Origin of the sequence: Microbacterium sp. UBA1097, from assembly GCF_002313585.1 — a bacterium.
GTDB lineage: Bacteria > Actinomycetota > Actinomycetes > Actinomycetales > Microbacteriaceae > Microbacterium.
The window spans coordinates 1-21,097 of sequence record NZ_DCBW01000055.1 but is presented as its reverse complement, the minus strand read 5'-3'; the positions used below and the strand labels follow the sequence as shown (position 1 = coordinate 21,097).

Genomic DNA, 21,097 nt, shown 5'->3' with positions numbered 1-21,097 from the left:
ACCTACAAAACGGGGTCAGTCCACCCCCTCCCCGCCGGCCCGGAGCTGACCGTGCGAATCCAGCCGGTCGGCGAGACGATTCCGCTCGCGCAAGCGCGTGTCACGCCGGACCCGGACGGGTCGTTCGCGGTGTCCATCACTGTCCCACCGACGATCCGCCCGGGGCAGGCCGTAGCGTCGATCTCGAACTACTGGGACATCGCAACGTGTCCCGAGGGCGCGTCGTGCGCCTCGGCGGCGGTCGAATTCACCGTCGCACCATGACGAATCCCATGGATCCCTCTGAGCAGCGCCGCCGAGTCGTCAACCAAACCAGATCTCGAGCTCGCGCGCGGCGGACTCGGGGCTGTCAGAGCCGTGGACGAGGTTCTGCTGGACTGCCAGCCCCCAGTCGCGGCCGAAGTCGCCGCGAATCGTTCCCGGCGCTGCCGTCGTGGGCTCGGTGGTGCCTGCCAAAGACCGGAAGCCTTCGATCACCCGATTGCCGGCGAGACGAATGGCCACCGACGGACCGGACATCATGAACTCGAGAAGGGGCTCATAGAACGGCTTCCCGGCGTGCTCGGCGTAGTGCTTCTCGAGCCGATCGCGGTCGGGTTCGACCAAACGGATGTCGACGAGGGCGTATCCCTTCGCTTCGATGCGCGCGAGGATCGAGCCGGTCAGGCCCCTCGCTACACCGTCGGGCTTCACCAGAACGAGGGTCTCTTCGGTCGACATCGTTATTCTCCGTTCGAGGGTTCGGGGGGTGCCGCGCGTCGGGCGTTGCGAGCATCGAGAGATGCCCCTTTGATCGTCGCATACGCCCACATACCACCGAAAATGATCGCGACGACGACGAGGGCCGGCACCAGAAAGCCGCCGAGCAGAACGACCACCTGAAGAGCCCAGCCCACCGCGATTGCCCAGTAGTGGCGGAGGAGTCCAGCTATGACGACCATCACCAGTGCAAGCACGGACCCGGCAACGATCCCCCACCACGGCTCGATCCCGTCGGGCAGCACACGAAGGCCGTAGACGACAAGGCCGCCGAGGAACACGATGATCGACTCGAAGCCGAGAACGACCGACCCGAGGGACTCGCGAGCACCGCGGGTGCGGCGGGGCGCCGCGGGCTCGTCCGCGCTCACGCGCCTGACCCCGCTTTCCACTCATTGTCTGCCGAGAGCGTGATCGCTTCGCCGGCGAGGACTACCGAGCCGGTGATGATGACGGCGCGCCGCGGCGCTGCGCTCGCCCACGACCGTGCAGCCTCGGCAGCAGATTCCAGCTCGGGGAAGACGGCTGCGGGAAGACCTCGGGCTTCGAGCAGATCGGCTAGCGCATCGGCATCCGTTGCGCGGTCCGAGTCGGGCGCGGTGACGAAGAACTCTGCGGCTACCTCACTCAGTGCAGTGACGATACCGTCGGCGTCCTTGTCCGAGAGGATGCCGACGACCACTCCCCACTCGTCGAAGTCGAAGGATTCGCCGAGTGCCTGGGCGAGAGCTCGCGCGCCGTGGGGGTTGTGTGCAGCATCCACGAGCACAGTCGGGTCCGTTCCGACGAGTTGGAGCCGCCCCGGAGACGTGACACTGGACAGACCTTCCACGAGCACATCAGAAGCGATGGGCTGCTGCCCGCCGCCGATCAGGGCCTCTACAGCCGCGATGGCGAGGGCTGCGTTGAAACCCTGGTGCGATCCGTACAGCGGAAGATAAAGATCGGGGTACTCGCCGGCCAGCCCGCGGACCGAAATCAGCTGACCGCCGACGGCGAGGGCAGACTTCTGCAGCGCGAACTGGTCGCCTTCGATAGCAAACGTCGCGTCTCGTCGTCCGGACTGTCCGCGCAGGACCGCCTCAGCTGACGGCGCCTGCCGGGCAGAAACGACAGCCGCAGCCTCCTTGATGATCCCAGCCTTCACGGTGGCGATCTGCTCGATCGTGTCGCCCAGCCGCGCGGCATGGTCCAGGTCGATGGGCGCGAACACGGCGACATCGCCATCGGCAGTGTTCGTGGAGTCCCACAGTCCGCCCATCCCGACCTCGAGCACCAGCACATCGACGGGCGCGTCAGCGCACACGACGAAGGCCAGCACCGTCAGCAGCTCGAAGAAGGTGAGTTCCGCATCACCGGATGCCGTGAGTTCGGCATCCACGAGATCGATGAAGGGTGCGATCTCGTCCCAGGCCGCCACGAGGGCCTCGTCGGTCACCGGCTCGCCGTCGATGAGGATGCGCTCGGTGAATCGCTCGAGATGCGGGCTCGTGAACATTCCGGTGCGCAGCCCGTGGGCACGGATGAGACTCTCGATGATGCGGCTCGTGGAGGTCTTGCCATTCGTTCCGGTGACGTGCACGACCCGGTACGTGCGCTGTGGGTTGTCGAGGTAGTCCAGCAGCTTCTGCGTGCGCTCGATCCGCGGTTGCACCCACTGCTCTCCCTGGCGGGTCAGCAGGATGTCGTAGACGGCGTCTGCGCGCTCTCGCTCGTTCATGCTGCTCCTCCGATGCGCTCGACCACGACCATGAACGAACCGCGGTTCGCGTAGGTTCCTTTCGCGACGTTCACACCGTGCCCGCGCGCGGCGACGGCAGAGAACGTGTTCACGCCGCCGGCATCGGCCGGGTCGAGCTCCCCCGCGATCAGCACCCGCGCGTCGACGGCGAGCGTCTCCCCCGCAACGTCGGCAGCCTCGAACGCGGACTGGACCGCGTGGCCGTCATCCGCGTTCTGGAAGAGCAGCCGAAGTCGGATGCGGTCGCTGACGTCGAATCCCGCAGCCTTACGCGTGTCTTGAACAGCCCGGATGACGTCGCGCGCCAGCCCTTCGGCCTCCAGTTCCGGCGTGGTGGTCGTGTCGAGCAGCACGAACCCTCCGGCCGCGAGAAGCGCGATCGCGGTGCCCTCGGCTACTCCCCCGGCTTCGAGGGTGAGTTCGTACTCGCCGGGCTCGAGCGTGATCCCGTCGACGACGACCACGCCATCTTCTTCGCTCCAGAGGCCGGCTCGTGCGCCGGCGATGACGTGCTGCACCTGCTTGCCAAGGCGCGGGCCCGCAGCCCGCGCGTTGACCGCGAGCCGCTGGCTGATGCCGTAGTACTCGGCCAGGCCTTCCGTGAGCTCGACGAGTTCGACGCTCTTGACGTTCAGCTCGTCGCGCAGGATCCCCTCGAATTGGCCGAGGGCCGCGGCATCGGTCACAGCCACCGTGAGGCGCGAGAGCGGCAGGCGCACGCGCTTGCCCTCCTTCTTGCGCAGCGCGTTCGCGACGCTGGATACCTCGCGGACGGCATCCATCGCGGTGCGGATGTCGGCAGCGGGCGCGAAGGATGCCGCATCCGGCCAGTCCTGCAGGTGGACGCTGCGTCCGCCGGTGAGCCCCTGCCAGACGCGCTCTGCGACGAGCGGGATCAACGGCGCAGCCACGCGAGTGAGGGTCTCGAGGACCGTGTACAGGGTGTCGAACGCCTCGCGGGAACGCGGGTCGTCGGTGACGCCCTCCCAGAATCGGTCGCGCGAACGGCGGATGTACCAGTTGGTGAGCGCCTCGGCGAAATCGCGGAGCTTCTCGGCAGCGCTCGTCGAGTCCAGTACCTCGAGGTCGGCAGCGACACCGGCAACCAGGTCTCCAAGAAGCGCCAGGATGTAGCGGTCGAGCACATCGGTCGAGTCGGTGCGCCACGACGCCTCGTAGCCGGCGCCATTGGGACCGGCAGCGGCGTTGGCGTAGGTGGCGAAGAAGTACCAGGCGTTCCACAGCGGCAGCAGGAACTCGCGGACTCCCGCACGGATGCCTTCCTCGGTGACGACGAGGTTGCCGCCGCGCAGCACCGAGCTCGACATGAGGAACCAGCGCATCGCGTCCGACCCATCGCGGTCGAAGACCTCCGATACATCGGGGTAGTTGCGCAACGACTTCGACATCTTCTGCCCGTCCGAACCCAGCACGATGCCGTGACAGGACACGCCGGTGAAGGCCGGGCGGTCGAACAGGGCACCCGAGAGCACGTGCATGACGTAGAACCAGCCGCGGGTCTGACCGATGTACTCGACGATGAAGTCGGCGGGCGCGTGCTCATCGAACCAGTCGTGGTTCTCGAACGGGTAGTGCACCTGCGCGTAGGGCATCGACCCCGAGTCGAACCACACATCGAAGACATCCTCGATGCGGCGCATCATCGACTGACCGGTGGGGTCGTCGGGGTTCGGGCGCGTGAGGTCGTCGATGTACGGCCGGTGCAGGTCGACCTCTCCTGCCTCGTTTCGTGGGAGTGTGCCGAAGTCCCGCTCGAGCTCCTCGAGCGACCCGTACGCATCGACGCGCGGGTATTCGGGGTTGTCGCTCTTCCAGACCGGGATGGGAGAGCCCCAATAGCGGTTGCGGCTGATCGACCAGTCGCGCGCGCCCTCGAGCCACTTGCCGAACTGGCCGTGCTTGACATTCTCGGGAGCCCAGGTGATCTGCTCGTTGAGTTCGATCAGGCGATCCTTGATCTCGGTCACGCGCACGAACCAACTCGAGACTGCCTTGTAGATGAGGGGGTTCCGGCACCGCCAGCAGTGAGGGTAGGAGTGCTCGTAGCTGGCCTCGCGCAGCAACCGGCCGCCGTCGCGCAGCAGGCGGATGAGGGGACGGTTGGCGTCCATCCACAGCTGCCCGGCGACATCCGTCACCTGCGGCAGGAAGCGACCACCCTCGTCGAGCGAGAGAATCGTCGGGATGCCGGCAGCCTCCGAAACCCGCTGGTCATCCTCACCATAGGCCGGGGCCTGGTGGACGATGCCGGTGCCGTCGCTGGTCGTGACGTAATCGTCGACGAGGATCTGCCACGCGTTCTGGGTGCCCCAGGTCTCGGCATCCGCGTAGTAGTCGAAGAGCCTGTCGTACGAGACGCCCGCGAGCTCCGAACCCAGGATGCTGCGGGAGACAGCGGCACGGGCTTCTTCTGGGCTCTCGTACCCCAGGTCCTTCGCGTAGCCGGCGAGCAGGTCTTCGGCGAGCAGGTACTCGTGCGCCATCGTCTCGACCGCGTCGTCAGCCGCTCCCCCAGGCGTACGGTGGACGTCCGCCGCACCGTTCGGGCCACCGGGCAGGACGACGTAACGGATGTCGGGACCCACCGCGAGCGCGAGGTTTGTCGGCAGGGTCCACGGCGTCGTCGTCCACGCGAGTGCGCGGACAGCGGTGAGTCCGAGGGCCTCAGCCTTCGCGCCGACCAGCGGGAAGGTCACGGTGACTGAGGGGTCTTGGCGCATCTTGTAGACGTCGTCGTCCATGCGCAGCTCGTGGCTCGAGAGCGGGGTCTCGTCGCGCCAGCAATACGGCAGCACGCGGTAGCCCTCGTACGCGAGCCCCTTGTCGTAGAGGCTCTTGAAAGCCCAGAGCACGGACTCCATGTATCCGACATCGAGCGTCTTGTAGCCGCGTTCGAAGTCGACCCACCGAGCCTGCCGGGTGACGTAGTCCTCCCACTCGCGGGTGTAGGTCAGCACGGATTCGCGGGCCTTCGCGTTGAACGCGGCGATCCCCATCTGTTCGATCTCGGCCTTCTCGGTGATGCCGAGCTGCTTCATGGCCTCGAGCTCGGCGGGCAGGCCGTGCGTGTCCCATCCAAAGACGCGGTCGACCTTCTTGCCGCGCATGGTCTGGAATCGCGGGAAGAGGTCCTTCGCGTAGCCCGTGAGAAGGTGCCCGTAGTGCGGGAGTCCGTTCGCGAACGGCGGGCCGTCGTAGAAGACCCACTCCTGTGCGCCGTCGCGCTGCTCGATCGACGCACGGAAGGTGTCGTCCTGCTTCCAGAACGCGAGCACGTCGCGCTCAATCGCAGGAAAGCGCGGGCTCGGCGAAACGTCAGCGGCGGGGCCGAAGGCGGAGGGGCGGGGGTAGCTCATGTCATCTCGCAGGGGTCACGGACATCATCTGCCGGGACGACTCTCGCGAGCCGCGGTACCACCCTGCGTGCCGGTCCGGTCTGCGTCCGGTCCAGCCCCTCTCACTGCGGCTGTGACGGGCCTGACCCGCTCGGTTCTACTGAGCCCCTCGCGGGACCGTTCTTCCGAGAGCTCCCCGGTGATGGCCGGATCGGTGCTGATTGCTCGATTCTAGCGGCGCCTAGGGTGGATGCGTGCCTCGCTCTCGATCCGATGAACCGCTGGCTCCGCGCGTCAGCAGCCCCGACCTTCCGGCGAGTCTCGAATCGGTTGCGGCGATCGATCGTCACGATGACCTTCTCGGCGTGCGTGTGGGTGCGCTTCGCGGCGAGGTAGACGGCTCGTTCGCGAGAATCGCGGAGTGTGAGATTCCGGATGTCGACCTCGACTCCCTGACTCTCGCCGGCGCCTCGGTGCGTGATGTTCTCATCAGTGGCATCCGTGCGACGCGGCTGATCGCACCCAACAGCGCCTGGCGCACCGTGACGATTAACGGAGGGCGACTCGCGACTCTCGAACTCAGCGGCGCCGAGCTCGACGGCGTCGAGTTCCGTGGAATGCGCATCGACTACGCGAACCTCAGCATGTCTACCGTGACCGATGTTCGATTCGTGGACTGCCGGTTCGGTTCTCTGGACCTCCCTGAGGCAGCGCTCACCCGTGTCACCTTCGAGGGATGTCACGCCGATGAGGTCGACTCTCGGGGCTTGCGTTCGCAGCACCTCGACCTCCGAGGGCTCGAGGCGCTGTCGTTCACCAGTCCGGCAGGACTGAGCGGCGCGACGCTCACGACGCGGCAGGTCGAGCAGCACTCGACGCCCCTGGCCATGGCTCTCGGCATCCGGGTCCTCGAGTGATTCCCCAGCCGGCGACTGCCTTCTCGGGCATACAGACGGCTCGGCTCGGGTTGCGAGAGCTCACGCCGCAGGATCATTCGGCGTTGCATCGTGTGCTCGGCGACGAGGTCGCGATGAGCGCGTACGAGCATGGTTTCTCTCCGGCGGAGACGGCCACCTGGATCGAGGGCCAACTCCGCCGCTATCGCGACGACGGGTTCGGGCTGTGGGCCGTGACGGATGCGGAGACCGACGAGGTCATCGGGGACTGCGGTCTCACCGTTCAGCGCACTGCAACGGCAGAGGTCGTCGAGGTCGGATATCACCTCCTGCGGCAGCGGTGGGGTCTCGGATATGCCACGGAGGCTGCATCCGCATGCCTGGATTGGGGCTTCGCGAACGTCGTTGTGCCGGAGATCTACGCGATAGTGCGCGATACGAACCTCGCGTCGATGAACGTCGCGATCCGGCTCGGGATGACGGTCCGCGAGCGTTTCGTCAAGCACTACCGCGACATCGACATGCCGCACCTGGCTTTCGCGATCTCGCGCGCGGCCTGGCGCTCTCGGCATCCGTCGCCCTGACTCGGCCATTCCGGAGGGCGTGACCACTCGGGAGGACCAGGTACGCCACTTGGGCCCTCCCGATCGCGCATCGCCTCCCGAGTGAACCCGGTTTGCGACAGCCCTAACCAGCCGGATGCCTAGCGCGGACGACGGTGGAGGCCTGCCGCGACGGCAGCCATGACAAGCGCCTGTACCTCCGGCCAGTTGTCGACGACCTGCCGGTAACCCACCCGGATGACGTGATAGCCACGCAGACGCAGTTCGGCGTCGTGCCGATTGTCACTGTCCCGTTGTGCGCCAACATGGGACCCGCCATCGATCTGGAGAACGAGCCTGTCGCCGATGAGCAGATCGACACGGTGGCCGGCGATCCAGATCTGCGGACGCAGTGGCAGCCCGAGCCACCTCAACCGCACGACGGCGATCGTCTCGAGCCCTGAATCCGACCAGGGCGTTACCTGATCGAGAAGTCGAGAGGCCGGCTCTGGGAGTGGGAGGTTTCGCAGCCGATCAATGTCTGCTCGCCCCGTGCGCAGCGCAGATTCCCAGATGGCCAGCGCCGCGTCATCCGGTTGGCACAGGGCGACCTGAACCAGCATGTTCTCGATCTCATCTTCCAAGGAGCCGGGTGGTCGAGGCACGAGTGGCGTCCGCCAGTGCGTTACCGCGCCGGGCAGCCCCACATGACCGGCGTGGGATGGAGCGGCAACATGCCACTCCGGCTCTTTGAGAACCCAGAGCCCGCGGCGGCGCGCGAGCGAGATGCAGGTGATTACCACGCCCTCCCCCGCGGCACGGATGAGCTCGGGATCGGCGGTCGGCACGGCAACCCACCCTCGCCGCGGCCGGATGAGAACGCCCGAGCGGAGGGCATCAGTGAGGCGTCGCGACGAGACGCGCCGAGCTCTGAGCCACGACGACGGTATGACACCCCCGTGAGTCGCGACGAACGCGCTGAGATCCATCTCGCCAGCCCATCGCACGGTGCCGGGGCGGAGGCTTCGAGTGGCAGCATCCGTGGAGAGTGCGCCCGGCCAGCGCGGCAGGGGAGGAACGTAGTACGACTTTCGCCGGACACTCGGGAGGCGATGCACGCTTGGGAGGACGAGACTCCAGCTTCGGCCCTCCGGAATGCGCATCACCTCCCGGGTGTACCCGCGGGCCCGGTGCTCACCGCCCCGGGCCGGTAGAATCGAGGCGTATCCCACACTCAGGCACGCACACACGGTGCCGCACATATCGCGCTAGGAGACCCATGGCCGCCATACCCGACAAGCCCGCCCTCGAAGGTCTCGAGCAGAAGTGGGATGCCGCCTGGACGGATGCCGGAACCTACCGGTTCAACCGCGGCGCCGCCGCCGAGGTCGGACGCGGCGGGGTCTACTCCGTCGACACTCCCCCGCCCACGGCATCCGGGTCGCTTCACATCGGTCACGTGTTCAGCTACACCCACACCGACGTGAAGGTGCGTTTCGAACGGATGCGGGGCAAGACCGTCTTCTATCCGATGGGGTGGGACGACAACGGGCTTCCGACCGAACGCCGCGTGCAGAACTACTACGGCGTCCGCTGCGATCCCTCGCTGCCGTATGACGCCGACTTCACTCCCCCCTACGAGGGCGGTGACAACAAGAGCAGCAAGGCAGCCGACCAGGTGCCGATCAGCCGCCGCAACTTCATCGAACTGTGCGAAAAGCTCACTGTCGAAGACGAAAAGCACTTCGAAGATCTCTGGCGGATGCTGGGGCTGTCCGTCGACTGGACCCAGACCTACCGCACGATCTCGGACGAGACGATGCGCACGAGCCAGCTCGCGTTCCTGCGCAACCTCGAACGTGGCGAGGCCTACCAGTCGCTCGCGCCGACCCTGTGGGACATCGACTTCCGCTCCGCGATCGCGCAGGCAGAACTCGAAGACCGCGAGCAGCCAGCCGCCTACCACCGCCTCGCTTTCCACAAGAGCGACGGCAGCGGCGACATCCACATCGAAACCACGCGCCCCGAACTGCTGGCCGCGTGTGTCGCGCTGGTCGCCCACCCCGATGACGAGCGCTACCAGCCCGCATTCGGCACGACCGTGCGCACGCCGCTGTTCGATGTCGAGGTGCCAGTGCTGCCGCACCCGCTCGCGCAGCCCGACAAAGGCTCGGGTATCGCGATGATCTGTACGTTCGGCGACGTCACCGACATCATCTGGTGGCGCGAGCTCGACCTTCCCAACCGCACGATCATCGGCAAGGACGGCCGCATCACCGCCGAGGCTCCCGAGGTCATCACGACGGGCGCCGCGCGTGCCGCCTATGCGGAGCTTGCCGGCAAGACCGTTTTCAGCGCCAAGAAGCGCGTCGTGGAACTCCTGCAGGAGTCAGGCGAGTTGATCGGCGACCCCAAGCCGTTCACCCATCCCGTGAAGTTCTTCGAGAAGGGCGACCGCCCCCTCGAGATCGTCTCGACGCGTCAGTGGTACATCCGCAACGGAGCCCGCGACGAGGCGCTGCGTGAGAAGCTCCTCGAACTCGGCCGCGACGTGGCGTGGCATCCGGACTTCATGCGCGTGCGGTACGAGAACTGGGTCGGCGGCCTCACCGGCGACTGGCTCGTCTCGCGCCAACGATTCTTCGGCGTGCCGATCCCGGTCTGGTACGCCCTCGACGAGAACGGTGAGCGCGACTACGACCGCGTCCTGCTCCCTTCTCACGACCAACTTCCCATCGACCCCACCACCGACGTGCCGCCGGGCTACACCGCGGACCAGCGGGGAGTCCCGGGCGGCTTCGACGGCGAGCGTGACATCTTCGACACCTGGGCGACCTCGTCCCTGACTCCCCAACTCGCCGGCGGCTGGGAGCGCGATCCCGAGCTCTGGGATCTTGTCGCACCGTTCGACCTGCGTCCCCAGGGACAGGACATCATCCGGACGTGGCTGTTCTCGACGATGCTTCGCAGCGCGCTCGAGGACGGGCGAGCGCCGTGGACTGATGCCGCGATCTCGGGATTCATCGTCGACCCTGACCGCAAGAAGATGTCCAAGTCCAAGGGCAACGTTGTCACCCCCGCCGACATCCTGCAGCAGCACGGTTCGGATGCCGTGCGCTACTGGGCAGCATCCAGCCGTCTGGGCACGGATGCCGCGTTCGACCCGCAGAACCCGACCCAGATCAAGATCGGCAGGCGCCTGGCGATCAAGATCCTGAACGCGGCGAAGTTCGTGCTCTCGTTCCCCGTCCCCGAAGGCGCCCGCATCACTCACGCGCTGGATGCCTCGATGCTCGCGACCCTGGACGGCGTCGTGCGCGACGCCACCGCAGCACTCGACGCGTACGACCACGCCCGTGCACTGGAGATCACCGAGTCGTTCTTCTGGACCTTCTGCGACGACTATCTCGAGCTGGTGAAGGAACGCGCCTACGACCAGAGCGATGTCGGGCAGGCATCCGCCGCTCTGGCGCTACGCATCGCGCTGTCGACGCAGCTGCGTCTGCTCGCGCCCGTCATCTCGTTCGCGACCGAGGAAGCCTGGTCGTGGTTCGAGGAGGGGTCGATTCACACGGCGTCGTGGCCCGAGCCGCTCGGCATCGACGGGGACCCCGCGGTACTGACCGCGGTCGGTGAGGCGCTCATCGGCATCCGTCGCGCCAAGACGGAGGCAAAGGCCTCGCAGAAGACGCCGGTGGCCTCGATCACGATCGGTGCACCTGCCGCGACAGTGGAGCGACTGCGCACGGCCGAGGGCGACCTGAAGGCCGTGGGGCGCATCGACACGATCACGTACACGGATGCCGACAGCACGACCGTGGCATCCATCGAACTCGGAGAGGTCTGACATGCAGCTCGGAACCCGCTGGCCCCTCGGGGCAACACCGCCGGCCGCCGTGCCCGACGCGCTTCGCGCGCAGATCGCCGCGGTCGAGGACCTGATCTCTGCCGGACAGCTCGCTCAGGAGCCGACACCGCGCTGGACGCTCACTTGGCTCGAGGGTCGGCCGATCGCGGAACTGGACACCGGCGTGATCGTGACTCTCGACGACGACGGCGAGGCGGTCGTGCACCACGACCCCGACGACGAGTTCGCGTGAACCTGCGATCACTCCTCGTTCGGTGACACCCGGCTCGCTGCCAGAAGAAGCCGCGCGGCGGCGAGTGCGGCGATGATCGTCACGGCTGCCGCGATGACGTACGGAAGCCGAAGGTCGACACGTGCGACCAGGCCCCCGAGCATCGTGGCGATGGGGAAGAGCCCCCAGGTGAGGCTCCGGATGATCCCGAGGACCCGGCCGAAGATGTCGCCCGGGATGATCATCTGCCGCAGCGCTCCCCACGGGACGTTCCAGAGCGACACTGCGAACGCCATTCCTGCGTAGGCGACGATCGCGCTGACGAGTTCGGGGGCCACTCCCACCGCAGCCAGGCAGACGCCGGCAGCCAGATTGGCGCCCAGCATGACGGCGCCGCGGCCGGAGCGACGCACGAGCGCCGGCGCGACGAGTGAGCCCAGCAGCGCGCCGGCTCCGATTCCCGCCGTGACGAAACCGATCGCCGCAGGAGCCACGCCCTGCGTCTCGAGGAAGTAGAGAATCGTCGGCGCCTGCGCGAACGAGAAGGCGCCACCGAGGATCGAGGTAAAGACCACGAGCGCACGGAGATAGCGATGGCGCCACAGGTACAGCGCAGCATCCTTGGTCGAGACCCGCGCAGCGGCAGATGCCGGGAGCCTCTCACCGGGAACCGCCACCTCGTCGCTTGCAAATGCGGCATCCGGGGCGGCCCTACGCAGGGCACTGGCAGCGGAGATCGGCAGCATGAGCGCTAGAACGATGGGGATCAGATAGCCCGCCGATCCGACCCAGAGCGGGAGCACGAGCGAGATCGCGAAGAGGACTCCCGCAATGGGCTGCGCGACGAAGCTGTCGATCGTGATCTGGGCTGCCTGAATCCGGCTGTTAGCCCGGTCGAGCCCTGCCTTGCCGACCAGCGACGGGATCACCGCATTCGTCGCGTTATCGAAGAGGGTCTCTCCGATGCCGAACGCCACAGTCGCAACGAGCAGGTGCCACAGCTCCAGGTGACCGGTTGCCGTCAGAGCAGCCAGGGCGACCGCGACGCCGCCCCGAAGCACGTTCGCCGAGGCCATGACCCGGCGTCGGTCGAACCGGTCGACGATCATGCCTGCTGGAAGCCCGAAGAACAGCCAGGGAACGAACGCCAGCGCTCCCACAGCGGCAATGGCTACCGGGTCCCGCGTCAGCGTCGTCGCGATGAGAGGGACCGCCGTACGGCCCACGCCATCCGCGAGGTTACTGAATGCTGCAGCGGTCCAGAGCTTCCCGAAGTCCCTGCCGAGCGGAACCCGACCCTGGACGGAGCTCGGCGCGAGGGTCATCGTGGCAGGATGCCGAGATGGGCGCCGGCGCGGGCATCAGCGCGCCCGTCAGCGTACCCGCGTTCCGCTGCGTGCCGGATCCGACGTGTCGATGCACGCCTCCGAACCCGCGCTTCAATATCCCGTTCCAGCGCTCGCAAGATGGCCAGCGCCGCCCGCTCGAGCGCACTCGGCTGCGGCTGCTCGCATCGGCTGGGGGCCACTGTGCTGATCACGCTCATGACTCCTCCGGGTCTGTCAGGGGGAACACATCGGTTCGGATGGTGAAGGGTCGCACTCCCTCGCCCTGCTGGTCGCGATAGCGAGCGACGTAGGAGTCGATGACGGTCTCAACCTCGCGAACGAGTTCTTCGAACTGGCCATCGGTCAGCCGAACGGTGGCGGTGCTGAGCATCGCTGTCCACTCGTCGGGATCCTTTCGAATCTGACGCGAGATGAAATCCTCGAGCTGCCGGTTCCGGCGTCGATAGAACTCGCTGATGACGACCTGGCTGGCGGCGCGGCCCGCGGGACTCTTGACGGCCGTCGGACTGGTCATCGAGACGGCTCCCTTGGGGCGTTCCCACCAACGCTCGCGCCCCGTCCCGCGATCCGGAACCTCTCGAATGAGATCGTGCTTGGCGAGGGCGCGCAGGTGATAGCTCGTGGCGCCCGACGACTCCCCCAGCTGCTCCGCCAGCGAACTCGCCGTCTGAGGACCGAACTGACTCAGGATGTCGTAAATCTCCACGCGAAGCGGGTGGGCAAGGGCGCGCAGCGCGCCAACGTCCAGTTCGCGCGCCTCGCCGATCCTCGGCGGCTGCTCGCCCGGCATCTCCTCCGACTCGTTCACGATGCAAGAATAAGATTGCAAACAATATTTTGCAAGCACATATTTGCAAACGACGTTTTGGAGTCCGCTACTGAGGAGATAGGTTGAGTCCATGACCGACGCCGCCCTGTCGAACCCGCTCCTCGCCGCAAGCCCGCTCCCCTACGGGCTCCCCGACTATCGGGCCATCCGTCCGGAGCACTATTTGCCGGCGTTCACCGAGGCATTCGCCCGGCATCGGCGCGAGATCGACGCGATCACGAATGTCGCGGCCGCCCCGACGTTCGAGAACACACTGGTGCCCCTGGAGCGGAGTGGTGAGCTGCTCCACGATGTCGCGTCAGCGTTCTACACCGTCTCGTCTGCTGACGCGACGCCGGAGATTCAAGAGATCGAAGAGGCACTCGCACCGTTGATGGCGGCGCACACGGATGCTGTGCAGCTGAACCCCGAGCTCTATCGACGCATAGCGAGCGTGCATGCGCAGCTGGATGACCTCAACCTCGCGCCGGAGGATCGCTATCTGGTCGAGCGTCACTACCGCGAGATGACCCACGCGGGCGCGGGCCTCGACGAAGCCCAGAAGGCCCGACTCACCGAGATCAACGGTCGCCTCTCGATCCTCACCACGACCTTCGAGAAGAATCTCCTGAACGACACAAATGACCTCGCTGTCCTGTTCGATGATGTCACCGAGCTCGACGGGCTCACCGAGGGTGAGCTGTCGGCGGCCGCGCGAGCAGCTGCCGATCGCGGCATCATGGGGGGCTGGCTGATCTCGCTCACCCTGTACACCGGACACCCGTACCTGGGTTCCCTGCACAATCGCCGGTCACGCGAGAGAATCATGGCGGCATCCCGCGCTCGTGGTACCCGCGACAACGGCAACGACAATCGCCCTGTACTACGCGAGATCGTGCAGCTGCGAGCAGAGCGCGCTGAGCTCCTCGGGTACCGCTCACACGCCGACTACGTCACCTCAGATGAGACAGCGCGAAGCCCCGAAGCCGTTCGCGACCTGCTGTTCCGCCTCGCCGCGCCGGCGGCCCGCAACGCCCGAACAGAGCAGGCGTCGCTTCAGGCGATGGCGGATGCTCAAGCCGAACCGTTCACGATAGAGGCACACGACTGGGCCTATTTCACCGAGAAGGTTCGGTCAGCTGAATACGACATCGACACCGCAGCGCTGCGTCCGTGGTTCGAGGCTGAGCGCGTGCTCCAAGACGGCGTCTTCCGTGCAGCAACACAGCTCTACGGCATCACTTTCACCGAGCGCCCCGACCTTCCGGGCTACCACCCTGACGTGCGGGTCTTCGAGGTGTTCAATGCCGATGGCTCGGCACTCGGGCTCTACCTGCTCGATCTGTATACACGTGATAGCAAACGCGGTGGCGCGTGGATGAACTCCATCGTTTCCCAGTCCCAGCTGCGCGGCACGGCGCCGGTCGTGGTAAATAACCTCAATGTCGTGAAGCCGGAGCCGGGCACTCCGACGCTGTTGACCCTTGACGAAGTCACGACCTTTTTCCACGAGTTCGGCCATGCGCTGCACGGCCTGTTCGCGACAGTCACCTACCCGCACTTCGCCGGCACCAATGTGTTCCGGGATTTCGTCGAGTTCCCGAGCCAGGTCAACGAGATGTGGATCTTCTGGCCCGAGATCGTGGCAGCCTATGCGCGCCACATCGAGACAGACGAGCCACTGCCGGCGCAGGTTGTGGAGCGCCTGAATGCGACCGAGAGCTTCAACCAGGGGTTCGCGACGAGCGAGTACTTGGCTGCATCCTGGCTCGATCAGGCCTGGCACTCGCTTCTTTCAACTGATGGTGCTGACGCGGTGGATGTCGCGGAGTTCGAGGCTGCTGCGCTGGCGGAGATCGGGCTCGACAATCCGGCGGTTCCGACCCGGTACTCATCCACGTATTTCGCCCACATCTTCTCCGGCGGCTACAGCGCGGGCTACTACTCCTACATCTGGAGCGAAGTCCTGGATGCCGACACCGTTGAATGGTTCCGCGAGAACGGCGGTCTCACGCGGGCGAACGGCGACAGATTCCGGGAGCGCCTCCTCGGCGTCGGCGGGTCGAAGGATCCGCTCGAGGCGTACCGGGACTTCCGCGGCCGCGAGGCCGAGATCGCCCCGCTGCTGCGTCGCCGGGGACTCGACAGCTAGGGAGCCCGCCCTCAGTCTCCAGCCGGGCCGACGCGGGGCGCGTCGACAACAAACCGCAGCCGCGCGAACTGACCGACCTGGCGCGCTTCGACCAGGCGGAGCCGGTCCGACTCAACCCGACGCGGAAACAGGGGCGCGCCGCTGGTCAGTGCGACAGGTGCGATCGATAGGGCGATCTCGTCGAGCGCTCCAGCGTCGTAGAACTGCGCGGCAAGCTCTCCGCCGCCGACGATCCACACGTCCGACTCCCCCGCGGCGTCACGAATCTCGCTCAACACGCCCGTCACCGGCCCCGAGACGAACGTCACATCCGCACCCTCCGGTACGGGCAGGTTCCTCGAGGTGAAGACGAACGTGCGGCGGGTGCCGAAGAGCTCGTGCCACTTCTCGGGGTGATCTACGAGATCAGACTCGCGCAGTATCCACTCGTAGGTCGACGACCCCTCGACGATCAGCGCGTCTGTGGGTGGCAGGAGCTCAGGATCTGGCTCGGTGCCGCCTGGCACGTCAAAGAGCCACTGCAAGGAATGGTCGGAGTCAGCGATCCAGCCGGTGAAGCTGGTCGCGGTGTCATAGATGAATCGCGTCACGCCGCGACGCTACTCGGTGGCCCCGACATCCTTCACGGGCAGGACGTGACGCCCGCTCAGGCGGACTTGCGAGCCTGGCGCAGTACGAGCGTCGGAGCTGCGCCATCCTCGACGGCAGCGCGCGTCACGATCACCTTGTCGACGTTCTCGGCAGAGGGGATCTCGAACATGATCGGCCCCAGCACATCTTCGAGAATCGCGCGCAGGCCGCGGGCGCCGGTCTTGCGCGCCACCGCGAGATCGGCGATGGCAACGAGCGCCTCGTCGTCGAACTCCAGGCTGACACCGTCGATCTCGAACATCCGCTGGTATTGCTTGACCAGCGCGTTCTTCGGCGCCGTGAGGATCTCGATGAGGGCCTCGCGGTCAAGCGGCGACACGGATGCGACAACGGGAAGGCGCCCGATGAACTCGGGGATCAGGCCGAACTTGTGCAGGTCCTCGGGCTGAACCTCGCTGAACAGGCTGAGGTCGTCGCCCTTGTTGTGAAGCGGCGCCCCGAATCCCACACCATGCTTGCCGACGCGCGACGAGATGATGTCTTCCAATCCGGCGAAGGCGCCGGCCACGATGAACAACACGTTCGTCGTGTCGATCTGGATGAACTCCTGATGCGGGTGTTTGCGCCCACCCTGCGGCGGGACGGAAGCCACCGTGCCCTCGAGGATCTTCAGGAGAGCCTGCTGCACGCCCTCACCCGACACATCCCGCGTGATCGACGGATTCTCGGCCTTACGGGCGATCTTGTCGACCTCGTCGATATAGATGATGCCGGTCTCAGCGCGTTTCGTGTCGAAGTCTGCTGCCTGCAGGAGCTTCAGCAGGATGTTCTCGACGTCCTCGCCGACATACCCCGCCTCGGTCAGCGCAGTCGCATCGGCGACAGCGAAGGGCACGTTCAGTCGCTTGGCAAGGGTCTGCGCGAGGTAGGTCTTTCCGCATCCCGTCGGCCCGAGAAGCAGGATGTTGCTCTTGGCGATCTCGATGTCTTCGGCGCGCTGCTCGGCGGGCTGCAGCGTCGAGTGCGCACGGACACGCTTGTAGTGGTTGTAGACGGCAACCGACAACGCCCGCTTGGCTGGCTCCTGACCGACGACGTACTCCTCGAGGAACGCGAAGATCTCGCGAGGCTTGGGCAGATCGAAGTCGGCGACAACCCCGTCGCCGGACTCTGCCATACGCTCTTCGATGATCTCGTTGCAGAGTTCGACGCACTCGTCGCAGATGTACACGCCGGGTCCGGCGATGAGTTGCTGCACCTGCTTTTGGCTCTTACCGCAGAAAGAGCACTTGAACAGATCAGCGCTCTCACCGATGCGTGCCATCAGGGGGTCCTCCTCGTTCCGGGCGGCTGTGGTCCGAGCCTAACCGAGGCGGGCGACATCCGGTGGGATTGGTCGCAGCTCGTGCCGACAGCGCCGGGCCCCGGCATCCGTGTCGTGCGAGGGATGCCGGGGCCCGGTTTCTGGTGTTACTTCGCGGGGGTCGCGGGCAGACGCTTACGCGTCGTGAGTACCTGGTCGACCAGCCCGTAGGTGACCGCTTCTTCTGCGGAGAGGATCTTGTCGCGGTCGATGTCGCGGTTGACCTCTTCGGCGCTGCGGTGCGAGTGCTTGGCGAGCGTCTCTTCGAGCCATGTGCGCATGCGGAGAATCTCTGCAGCCTGGATCTCGATGTCGGACGCCTGACCGTGTCCTGCCTCGCCCATGGCGGGCTGGTGGATCAGGATGCGGGCGTTGGGCAGCGCGAGACGCTTACCGGGAGCCCCAGCTGCCAGCAGCACGGCGGCAGCGGAAGCTGCCTGACCGAGCACGACTGTCTGGATCTGCGGCGACACGTACTGCATGGTGTCGTAGATCGCCGTCATCGCGGTGAACGATCCACCGGGCGAGTTGATGTACATGATGATGTCGCGGTCGGGATCCTGCGACTCGAGGACGAGCAGCTGCGCCATCACATCGTCGGCGGAGGCGTCGTCAACCTGGACACCCAGGAAGATGACGCGATCTTCGAACAGCTTGTTGTACGGGTCCTGGCGCTTGTAACCGTAGGCGGTGCGCTCCTCGAACTGCGGGAGCACGTACCGGCTGCCCGGCATCTGCAGCGCAGCGGGCGAGGCCTGCGGGAGGCGAAGGTTCGGGGTGTTCATGCGGGTTCTCTCTCTTCTGCCGTCGCTCGCTGATTAGTTCGCATCAGTGCCGCCGCCGCCGGCGACATCCGCAGCGTGCTCGCGGATGTGATCGACGAAGCCGTAGGCCAGCGCCTCCTCGGCGGTGAACCAGCGGTCGCGGTCACCGTCCTCGTTGATCTGCTCGACCGACTTGCCGGTTTGCGCGGCGGTGATCTCAGCGAGGCGGTTCTTCATCGATGTGATGAGCTGCGCCTGCGTCTGGATGTCGCTCGCCGTGCCACCGAAGCCACCGTGCGGCTGGTGCAGGAGCACGCGGGCATTGGGGGTGATGTAACGCTTGCCCTTTGTGCCGCTTGTCAGCAGCAGCTGGCCCATCGATGCGGCCATTCCGATGCCGACGGTGACGATGTCGTTCGGCACGAACTGCATCGTGTCGTAGATGGCCATACCGGCGGTGATCGAGCCACCGGGAGAGTTGATGTAGAGGTAGATGTCCTTCTGCGAGTCCTCGGCGGCCAGCAGCAGGATCTTCGCGCAGATCTCGTTGGCGTTCTCGTCGCGCACCTCTGATCCCAGCCAGATGATGCGGTCTCTCAGCAGCCTGTCGAAGACGCTCGTCGCGACCAGTGGTTCAGCCATGTGTGCTCCCGTTTCGTTGCGTGAGATCGAATCTACCGGCGGGGTTCGCGCGACCCGCTCGTGTTCGCCGTGGGCAGATCGTGCTGCGCGGGGCGCGCACGCGCTACCCCAAGAAACGACGGATGCCTCGACCGATGTGGTCGAGGCATCCGCTCAGTGGTCTTACTCGGCGTCGGCCTTCGTCGACTTGCGCGGCGCGCGCTTCTTGGGAGCCGGCTCCTCTTCGGCCTCGATGATCTCGTCGGCGTCGGCGGCGGCATCCGCAATGCCCTGCGCTTCTTCGACGACCTCTTCTTCGGCCTCTGCCTCGTCCTCACCGAGGATGAGGTGCGCCGACAGGTCTACGGCGGCTCCGGTCGTGTCGACGATCTTCACGTCTCGAAGGGCGTGAACAAGAGCCTTGCTGCGGGCAACTTCGCCGACCATGGCGGGCAGCTGGTTACCCTGCTGGATGGCGTTGACGAAGTCCTGCGGCGACATGCCGTACTGCGCAGCCGACTGGATCAGGTACTGGGTGAGCTCATCCTGCGACACCTTGACGTCGTAGGTTTCGGTGAGCTTGTCGAGGATCATCTGCGTGCGGAACTGCTTCTCAGACGCTTCGGTCACCTCTGCGCGGTGCTCGTCATCCTCCAGACGTCCCTCACCCTCGAGGTGCTGGTGCACCTCGTCTTCGATGAGTCCGGCCGGCACGGGGATCTCGACCTGCTCGAGGAGGAGGTCGACGAGCTTGTCGCGGGCGGCAGAGGTCTGCTGCAGGCCCGACTGCTGCGATGCGGTGGTGCGCAGGCTTTCGCGGAGCTCCGCGATCGTGTCGAACTCGCTCGCGATCTGCGCGAAGTCGTCGTCTGCCTCGGGCAGTTCGCGCTCCTTCACGCTGGTGACGGTGACCGCAACTTCAGCCTCTTCACCGGCGTGATCTCCACCGACGAGCTTCGAACGGAACGTCGTGTCTTCACCTGCGGTGAGGGATTCGATTGCCTCGTCGATGCCCTCGAGCAGTTCACCGGAGCCGACCTCGTAGGACACGCCTTCGGCGCGGTCGATCTCGGCGCCCTCGATGGTGGCGACGAGATCCAGCTCGACGAAGTCACCGGAAGTGGCGGGGCGGTCGACGGTGATGAGCGTGCCGAAGCGCGCGCGCAGCTTGTCGAGTTCGGCATCCACCGCGGCCTCGTCGACCTCGACTGCCTCGATCTCGACAGTGAGACTGTCAAGCGCGGGGAGCGTGACCTCGGGGCGAACGTCCACCTCGATCTCGACCTTCAGGTCGCCCGAGAAGTCCTTCTCGTTCGGCCACTCGGTGATGTCGGCGCTCGGGCGACCGATAACGCGGAGCTCCTGAGCTTCTACCGCCTCGCGGTAGAAGCGGTCGAGTCCGTCGTTGACGGCATGCTCGAGAACGGCACCCCGACCGATGCGCTGATCGATGATCGGCGCAGGCACCTTGCCCTTGCGGAAGCCGGGGATCTGGACATCCTTCGCGATGTGCTCGTAAGCGTGCGCGATGCTCGGCTTGAGTTCGTCGGGGGTGATCGAGAGCAGCAGCTTGACGCGGGTGGGGCTGAGCTTCTCGACAGTGCTGGTGACCATGCCTGTGTTGTTCTCCTCGTGCTGCACCGCACCGAAGCGCGGTGGAAGGTCTGGGTGTAAGGCCGTGACGTCGGGGCGACAGGATTTGAACCTGCGACTTCCCGCTCCCAAAGCGGGCGCTCTACCAAGCTGAGCTACGCCCCGGGCGGGATCTCACGCGCTGTGCGACAGACGGCCCACAGAAGTCTAGCTGACGCGCGGACCGACGTTGCGGGGGCCGACCTTCTCGCCGCCGTAGGACTTCTTCCTAAGGAAGGACGATCGGCCCGGCATCCGTCCTACCCAGGCGATTTCTCCTACCTTCACGAGGCCCGGTTGGGCCGCGGATGCGAGGACGGGTCGCGGTGCCCTATAGACTGTCGGATGCTGCGGCTCCGGCCGCTGCGGGGGCGTAGCTCAATGGTAGAGTCCCAGTCTTCCAAACTGGTTGTGCGGGTTCGATTCCCGTCGCCCCCTCCATCG

The 21,097-nt window shown here is 66.1% G+C and carries 18 protein-coding genes and 2 tRNA genes; 7 read left to right on the top strand and 13 right to left on the bottom strand.

Annotation, left to right across the window (positions count from 1 at the left end):
• The coding region (locus tag B4F19_RS13110) for a hypothetical protein (RefSeq protein ID WP_292735566.1) at positions 1-264 on the top strand (264 nt) is incomplete at its 5' end.
• Between the two features lie 39 nt (positions 265-303).
• Here B4F19_RS13110 and ndk read toward each other — a convergent pair.
• The 4 genes from ndk to ileS are packed head-to-tail and all read right to left on the bottom strand — an operon-like array spanning position 304 to position 5,877.
• The gene (gene ndk, locus B4F19_RS13105) at positions 304-720 is read right to left on the bottom strand and encodes a nucleoside-diphosphate kinase (RefSeq protein ID WP_292729264.1); all 417 of its coding nucleotides are present in this window, start codon (positions 718-720) and stop codon (positions 304-306) included.
• Positions 721-722: 2 nt separating this feature from the next.
• Positions 723-1,130 (bottom strand): DUF4233 domain-containing protein, encoded by a 408-nt coding sequence (locus B4F19_RS13100; RefSeq protein ID WP_292729262.1) that lies wholly within the window; start codon positions 1,128-1,130, stop codon positions 723-725.
• A complete protein-coding gene (locus B4F19_RS13095) occupies positions 1,127-2,479 on the bottom strand; it encodes a bifunctional folylpolyglutamate synthase/dihydrofolate synthase (protein ID WP_228178222.1) in 1,353 nt (450 codons plus the stop codon). The genes B4F19_RS13100 and B4F19_RS13095 overlap by 4 nt, the downstream gene beginning before the upstream one ends.
• Positions 2,476-5,877, bottom strand: coding sequence for an isoleucine--tRNA ligase (gene ileS / locus B4F19_RS13090; protein WP_292729260.1), 3,402 nt, complete (start codon positions 5,875-5,877; stop codon positions 2,476-2,478). The genes B4F19_RS13095 and ileS overlap by 4 nt, the downstream gene beginning before the upstream one ends.
• 233 nt (positions 5,878-6,110) lie before the next feature.
• Here ileS and B4F19_RS13085 point away from each other — a divergent pair, with 233 nt between their 5' ends.
• Complete coding sequence (locus B4F19_RS13085) at positions 6,111-6,773, top strand: pentapeptide repeat-containing protein (protein ID WP_228178220.1); 663 nt, start codon at positions 6,111-6,113, stop codon at positions 6,771-6,773.
• A complete protein-coding gene (locus B4F19_RS13080; RefSeq protein WP_292729257.1) occupies positions 6,770-7,336 on the top strand; it encodes a GNAT family N-acetyltransferase in 567 nt (188 codons plus the stop codon). Before B4F19_RS13085 ends, B4F19_RS13080 begins: the two co-directional genes overlap by 4 nt.
• Positions 7,337-7,455: 119 nt before the next feature.
• Here B4F19_RS13080 and B4F19_RS13075 read toward each other — a convergent pair whose 3' ends face one another.
• The gene (locus B4F19_RS13075; protein ID WP_228178218.1) at positions 7,456-8,142 is read right to left on the bottom strand and encodes an endonuclease domain-containing protein; all 687 of its coding nucleotides are present in this window, start codon (positions 8,140-8,142) and stop codon (positions 7,456-7,458) included.
• Between the two features lie 431 nt (positions 8,143-8,573).
• Here B4F19_RS13075 and valS point away from each other — a divergent pair, with 431 nt between their 5' ends.
• Positions 8,574-11,141, top strand: a complete 2,568-nt coding sequence (valS, locus tag B4F19_RS13070) for a valine--tRNA ligase (protein ID WP_292728864.1) — start codon at positions 8,574-8,576, stop codon at positions 11,139-11,141.
• 1 nt (position 11,142) lies between these two features.
• On the top strand, positions 11,143-11,394 hold the full coding sequence (locus tag B4F19_RS13065; RefSeq protein WP_228178216.1) for a hypothetical protein: 252 nt from the start codon (positions 11,143-11,145) through the stop codon (positions 11,392-11,394).
• Between the two features lie 8 nt (positions 11,395-11,402).
• Here B4F19_RS13065 and B4F19_RS13060 read toward each other — a convergent pair whose 3' ends face one another.
• Both B4F19_RS13060 and B4F19_RS13055 read right to left on the bottom strand, forming a co-directional pair.
• On the bottom strand, positions 11,403-12,698 hold the full coding sequence (locus B4F19_RS13060; RefSeq protein WP_292728860.1) for an MFS transporter: 1,296 nt from the start codon (positions 12,696-12,698) through the stop codon (positions 11,403-11,405).
• A gap of 217 nt (positions 12,699-12,915) precedes the next feature.
• Positions 12,916-13,530 carry an ArsR/SmtB family transcription factor gene (locus B4F19_RS13055; RefSeq protein WP_414683135.1) on the bottom strand — a complete coding sequence of 205 codons (615 nt, stop codon included), beginning with the start codon at positions 13,528-13,530 and terminating at the stop codon, positions 12,916-12,918.
• Between the two features lie 91 nt (positions 13,531-13,621).
• Between B4F19_RS13055 and B4F19_RS13050 the strand changes: the two genes are divergently transcribed.
• Complete coding sequence (locus B4F19_RS13050; protein WP_292728857.1) at positions 13,622-15,682, top strand: M3 family metallopeptidase; 2,061 nt, start codon at positions 13,622-13,624, stop codon at positions 15,680-15,682.
• Positions 15,683-15,693: 11 nt separating this feature from the next.
• On the opposite strand, the gene B4F19_RS13045 is transcribed toward B4F19_RS13050, so the two are convergent.
• The 6 genes from B4F19_RS13045 to B4F19_RS13020 form a co-directional block, all read right to left on the bottom strand.
• Positions 15,694-16,272 (bottom strand): dihydrofolate reductase family protein, encoded by a 579-nt coding sequence (locus B4F19_RS13045; protein ID WP_228178213.1) that lies wholly within the window; start codon positions 16,270-16,272, stop codon positions 15,694-15,696.
• A 56-nt stretch (positions 16,273-16,328) separates the two neighbouring features.
• Positions 16,329-17,597: an ATP-dependent Clp protease ATP-binding subunit ClpX gene (clpX, locus tag B4F19_RS13040; protein ID WP_292735563.1), complete on the bottom strand. Its 1,269-nt coding sequence runs from the start codon at positions 17,595-17,597 to the stop codon at positions 16,329-16,331.
• 146 nt (positions 17,598-17,743) lie between these two features.
• Positions 17,744-18,421, bottom strand: a complete 678-nt coding sequence (locus B4F19_RS13035) for an ATP-dependent Clp protease proteolytic subunit (RefSeq protein ID WP_292735560.1) — start codon at positions 18,419-18,421, stop codon at positions 17,744-17,746.
• A 33-nt stretch (positions 18,422-18,454) separates the two neighbouring features.
• Positions 18,455-19,069, bottom strand: coding sequence for an ATP-dependent Clp protease proteolytic subunit (locus tag B4F19_RS13030; protein ID WP_292726613.1), 615 nt, complete (start codon positions 19,067-19,069; stop codon positions 18,455-18,457).
• A 135-nt stretch (positions 19,070-19,204) separates the two neighbouring features.
• Positions 19,205-20,635 carry a trigger factor gene (tig, locus tag B4F19_RS13025; protein WP_292726611.1) on the bottom strand — a complete coding sequence of 477 codons (1,431 nt, stop codon included), beginning with the start codon at positions 20,633-20,635 and terminating at the stop codon, positions 19,205-19,207.
• Between the two features lie 70 nt (positions 20,636-20,705).
• Positions 20,706-20,779: transfer RNA gene (locus tag B4F19_RS13020), tRNA-Pro, on the bottom strand.
• 241 nt (positions 20,780-21,020) lie between these two features.
• Here B4F19_RS13020 and B4F19_RS13015 point away from each other — a divergent pair.
• Positions 21,021-21,094 (top strand) — tRNA-Gly (locus B4F19_RS13015).
• Positions 21,095-21,097: the final 3 nt, after the last annotated feature.

Bases quoted from the DNA above. Each gene is read 5' to 3' on its own strand.
- ileS (WP_292729260.1), bottom strand. From the start codon at position 5,877: ATGAGCTACCCCCGCCCCTCCGCCTTCGGCCCCGCCGCTGACGTTTCG.
- clpX (WP_292735563.1), bottom strand. From the start codon at position 17,597: ATGGCACGCATCGGTGAGAGCGCTGATCTGTTCAAGTGCTCTTTCTGC.
- B4F19_RS13035 (WP_292735560.1), bottom strand. From the start codon at position 18,421: ATGAACACCCCGAACCTTCGCCTCCCGCAGGCCTCGCCCGCTGCGCTG.
- valS (WP_292728864.1), top strand. From the start codon at position 8,574: ATGGCCGCCATACCCGACAAGCCCGCCCTCGAAGGTCTCGAGCAGAAG.
- tig (WP_292726611.1), bottom strand. From the start codon at position 20,635: ATGGTCACCAGCACTGTCGAGAAGCTCAGCCCCACCCGCGTCAAGCTG.
- B4F19_RS13060 (WP_292728860.1), bottom strand. From the start codon at position 12,698: ATGACCCTCGCGCCGAGCTCCGTCCAGGGTCGGGTTCCGCTCGGCAGG.
- B4F19_RS13095 (WP_228178222.1), bottom strand. From the start codon at position 2,479: ATGAACGAGCGAGAGCGCGCAGACGCCGTCTACGACATCCTGCTGACC.
- B4F19_RS13050 (WP_292728857.1), top strand. From the start codon at position 13,622: ATGACCGACGCCGCCCTGTCGAACCCGCTCCTCGCCGCAAGCCCGCTC.
- ndk (WP_292729264.1), bottom strand. From the start codon at position 720: ATGTCGACCGAAGAGACCCTCGTTCTGGTGAAGCCCGACGGTGTAGCG.
- B4F19_RS13065 (WP_228178216.1), top strand. From the start codon at position 11,143: ATGCAGCTCGGAACCCGCTGGCCCCTCGGGGCAACACCGCCGGCCGCC.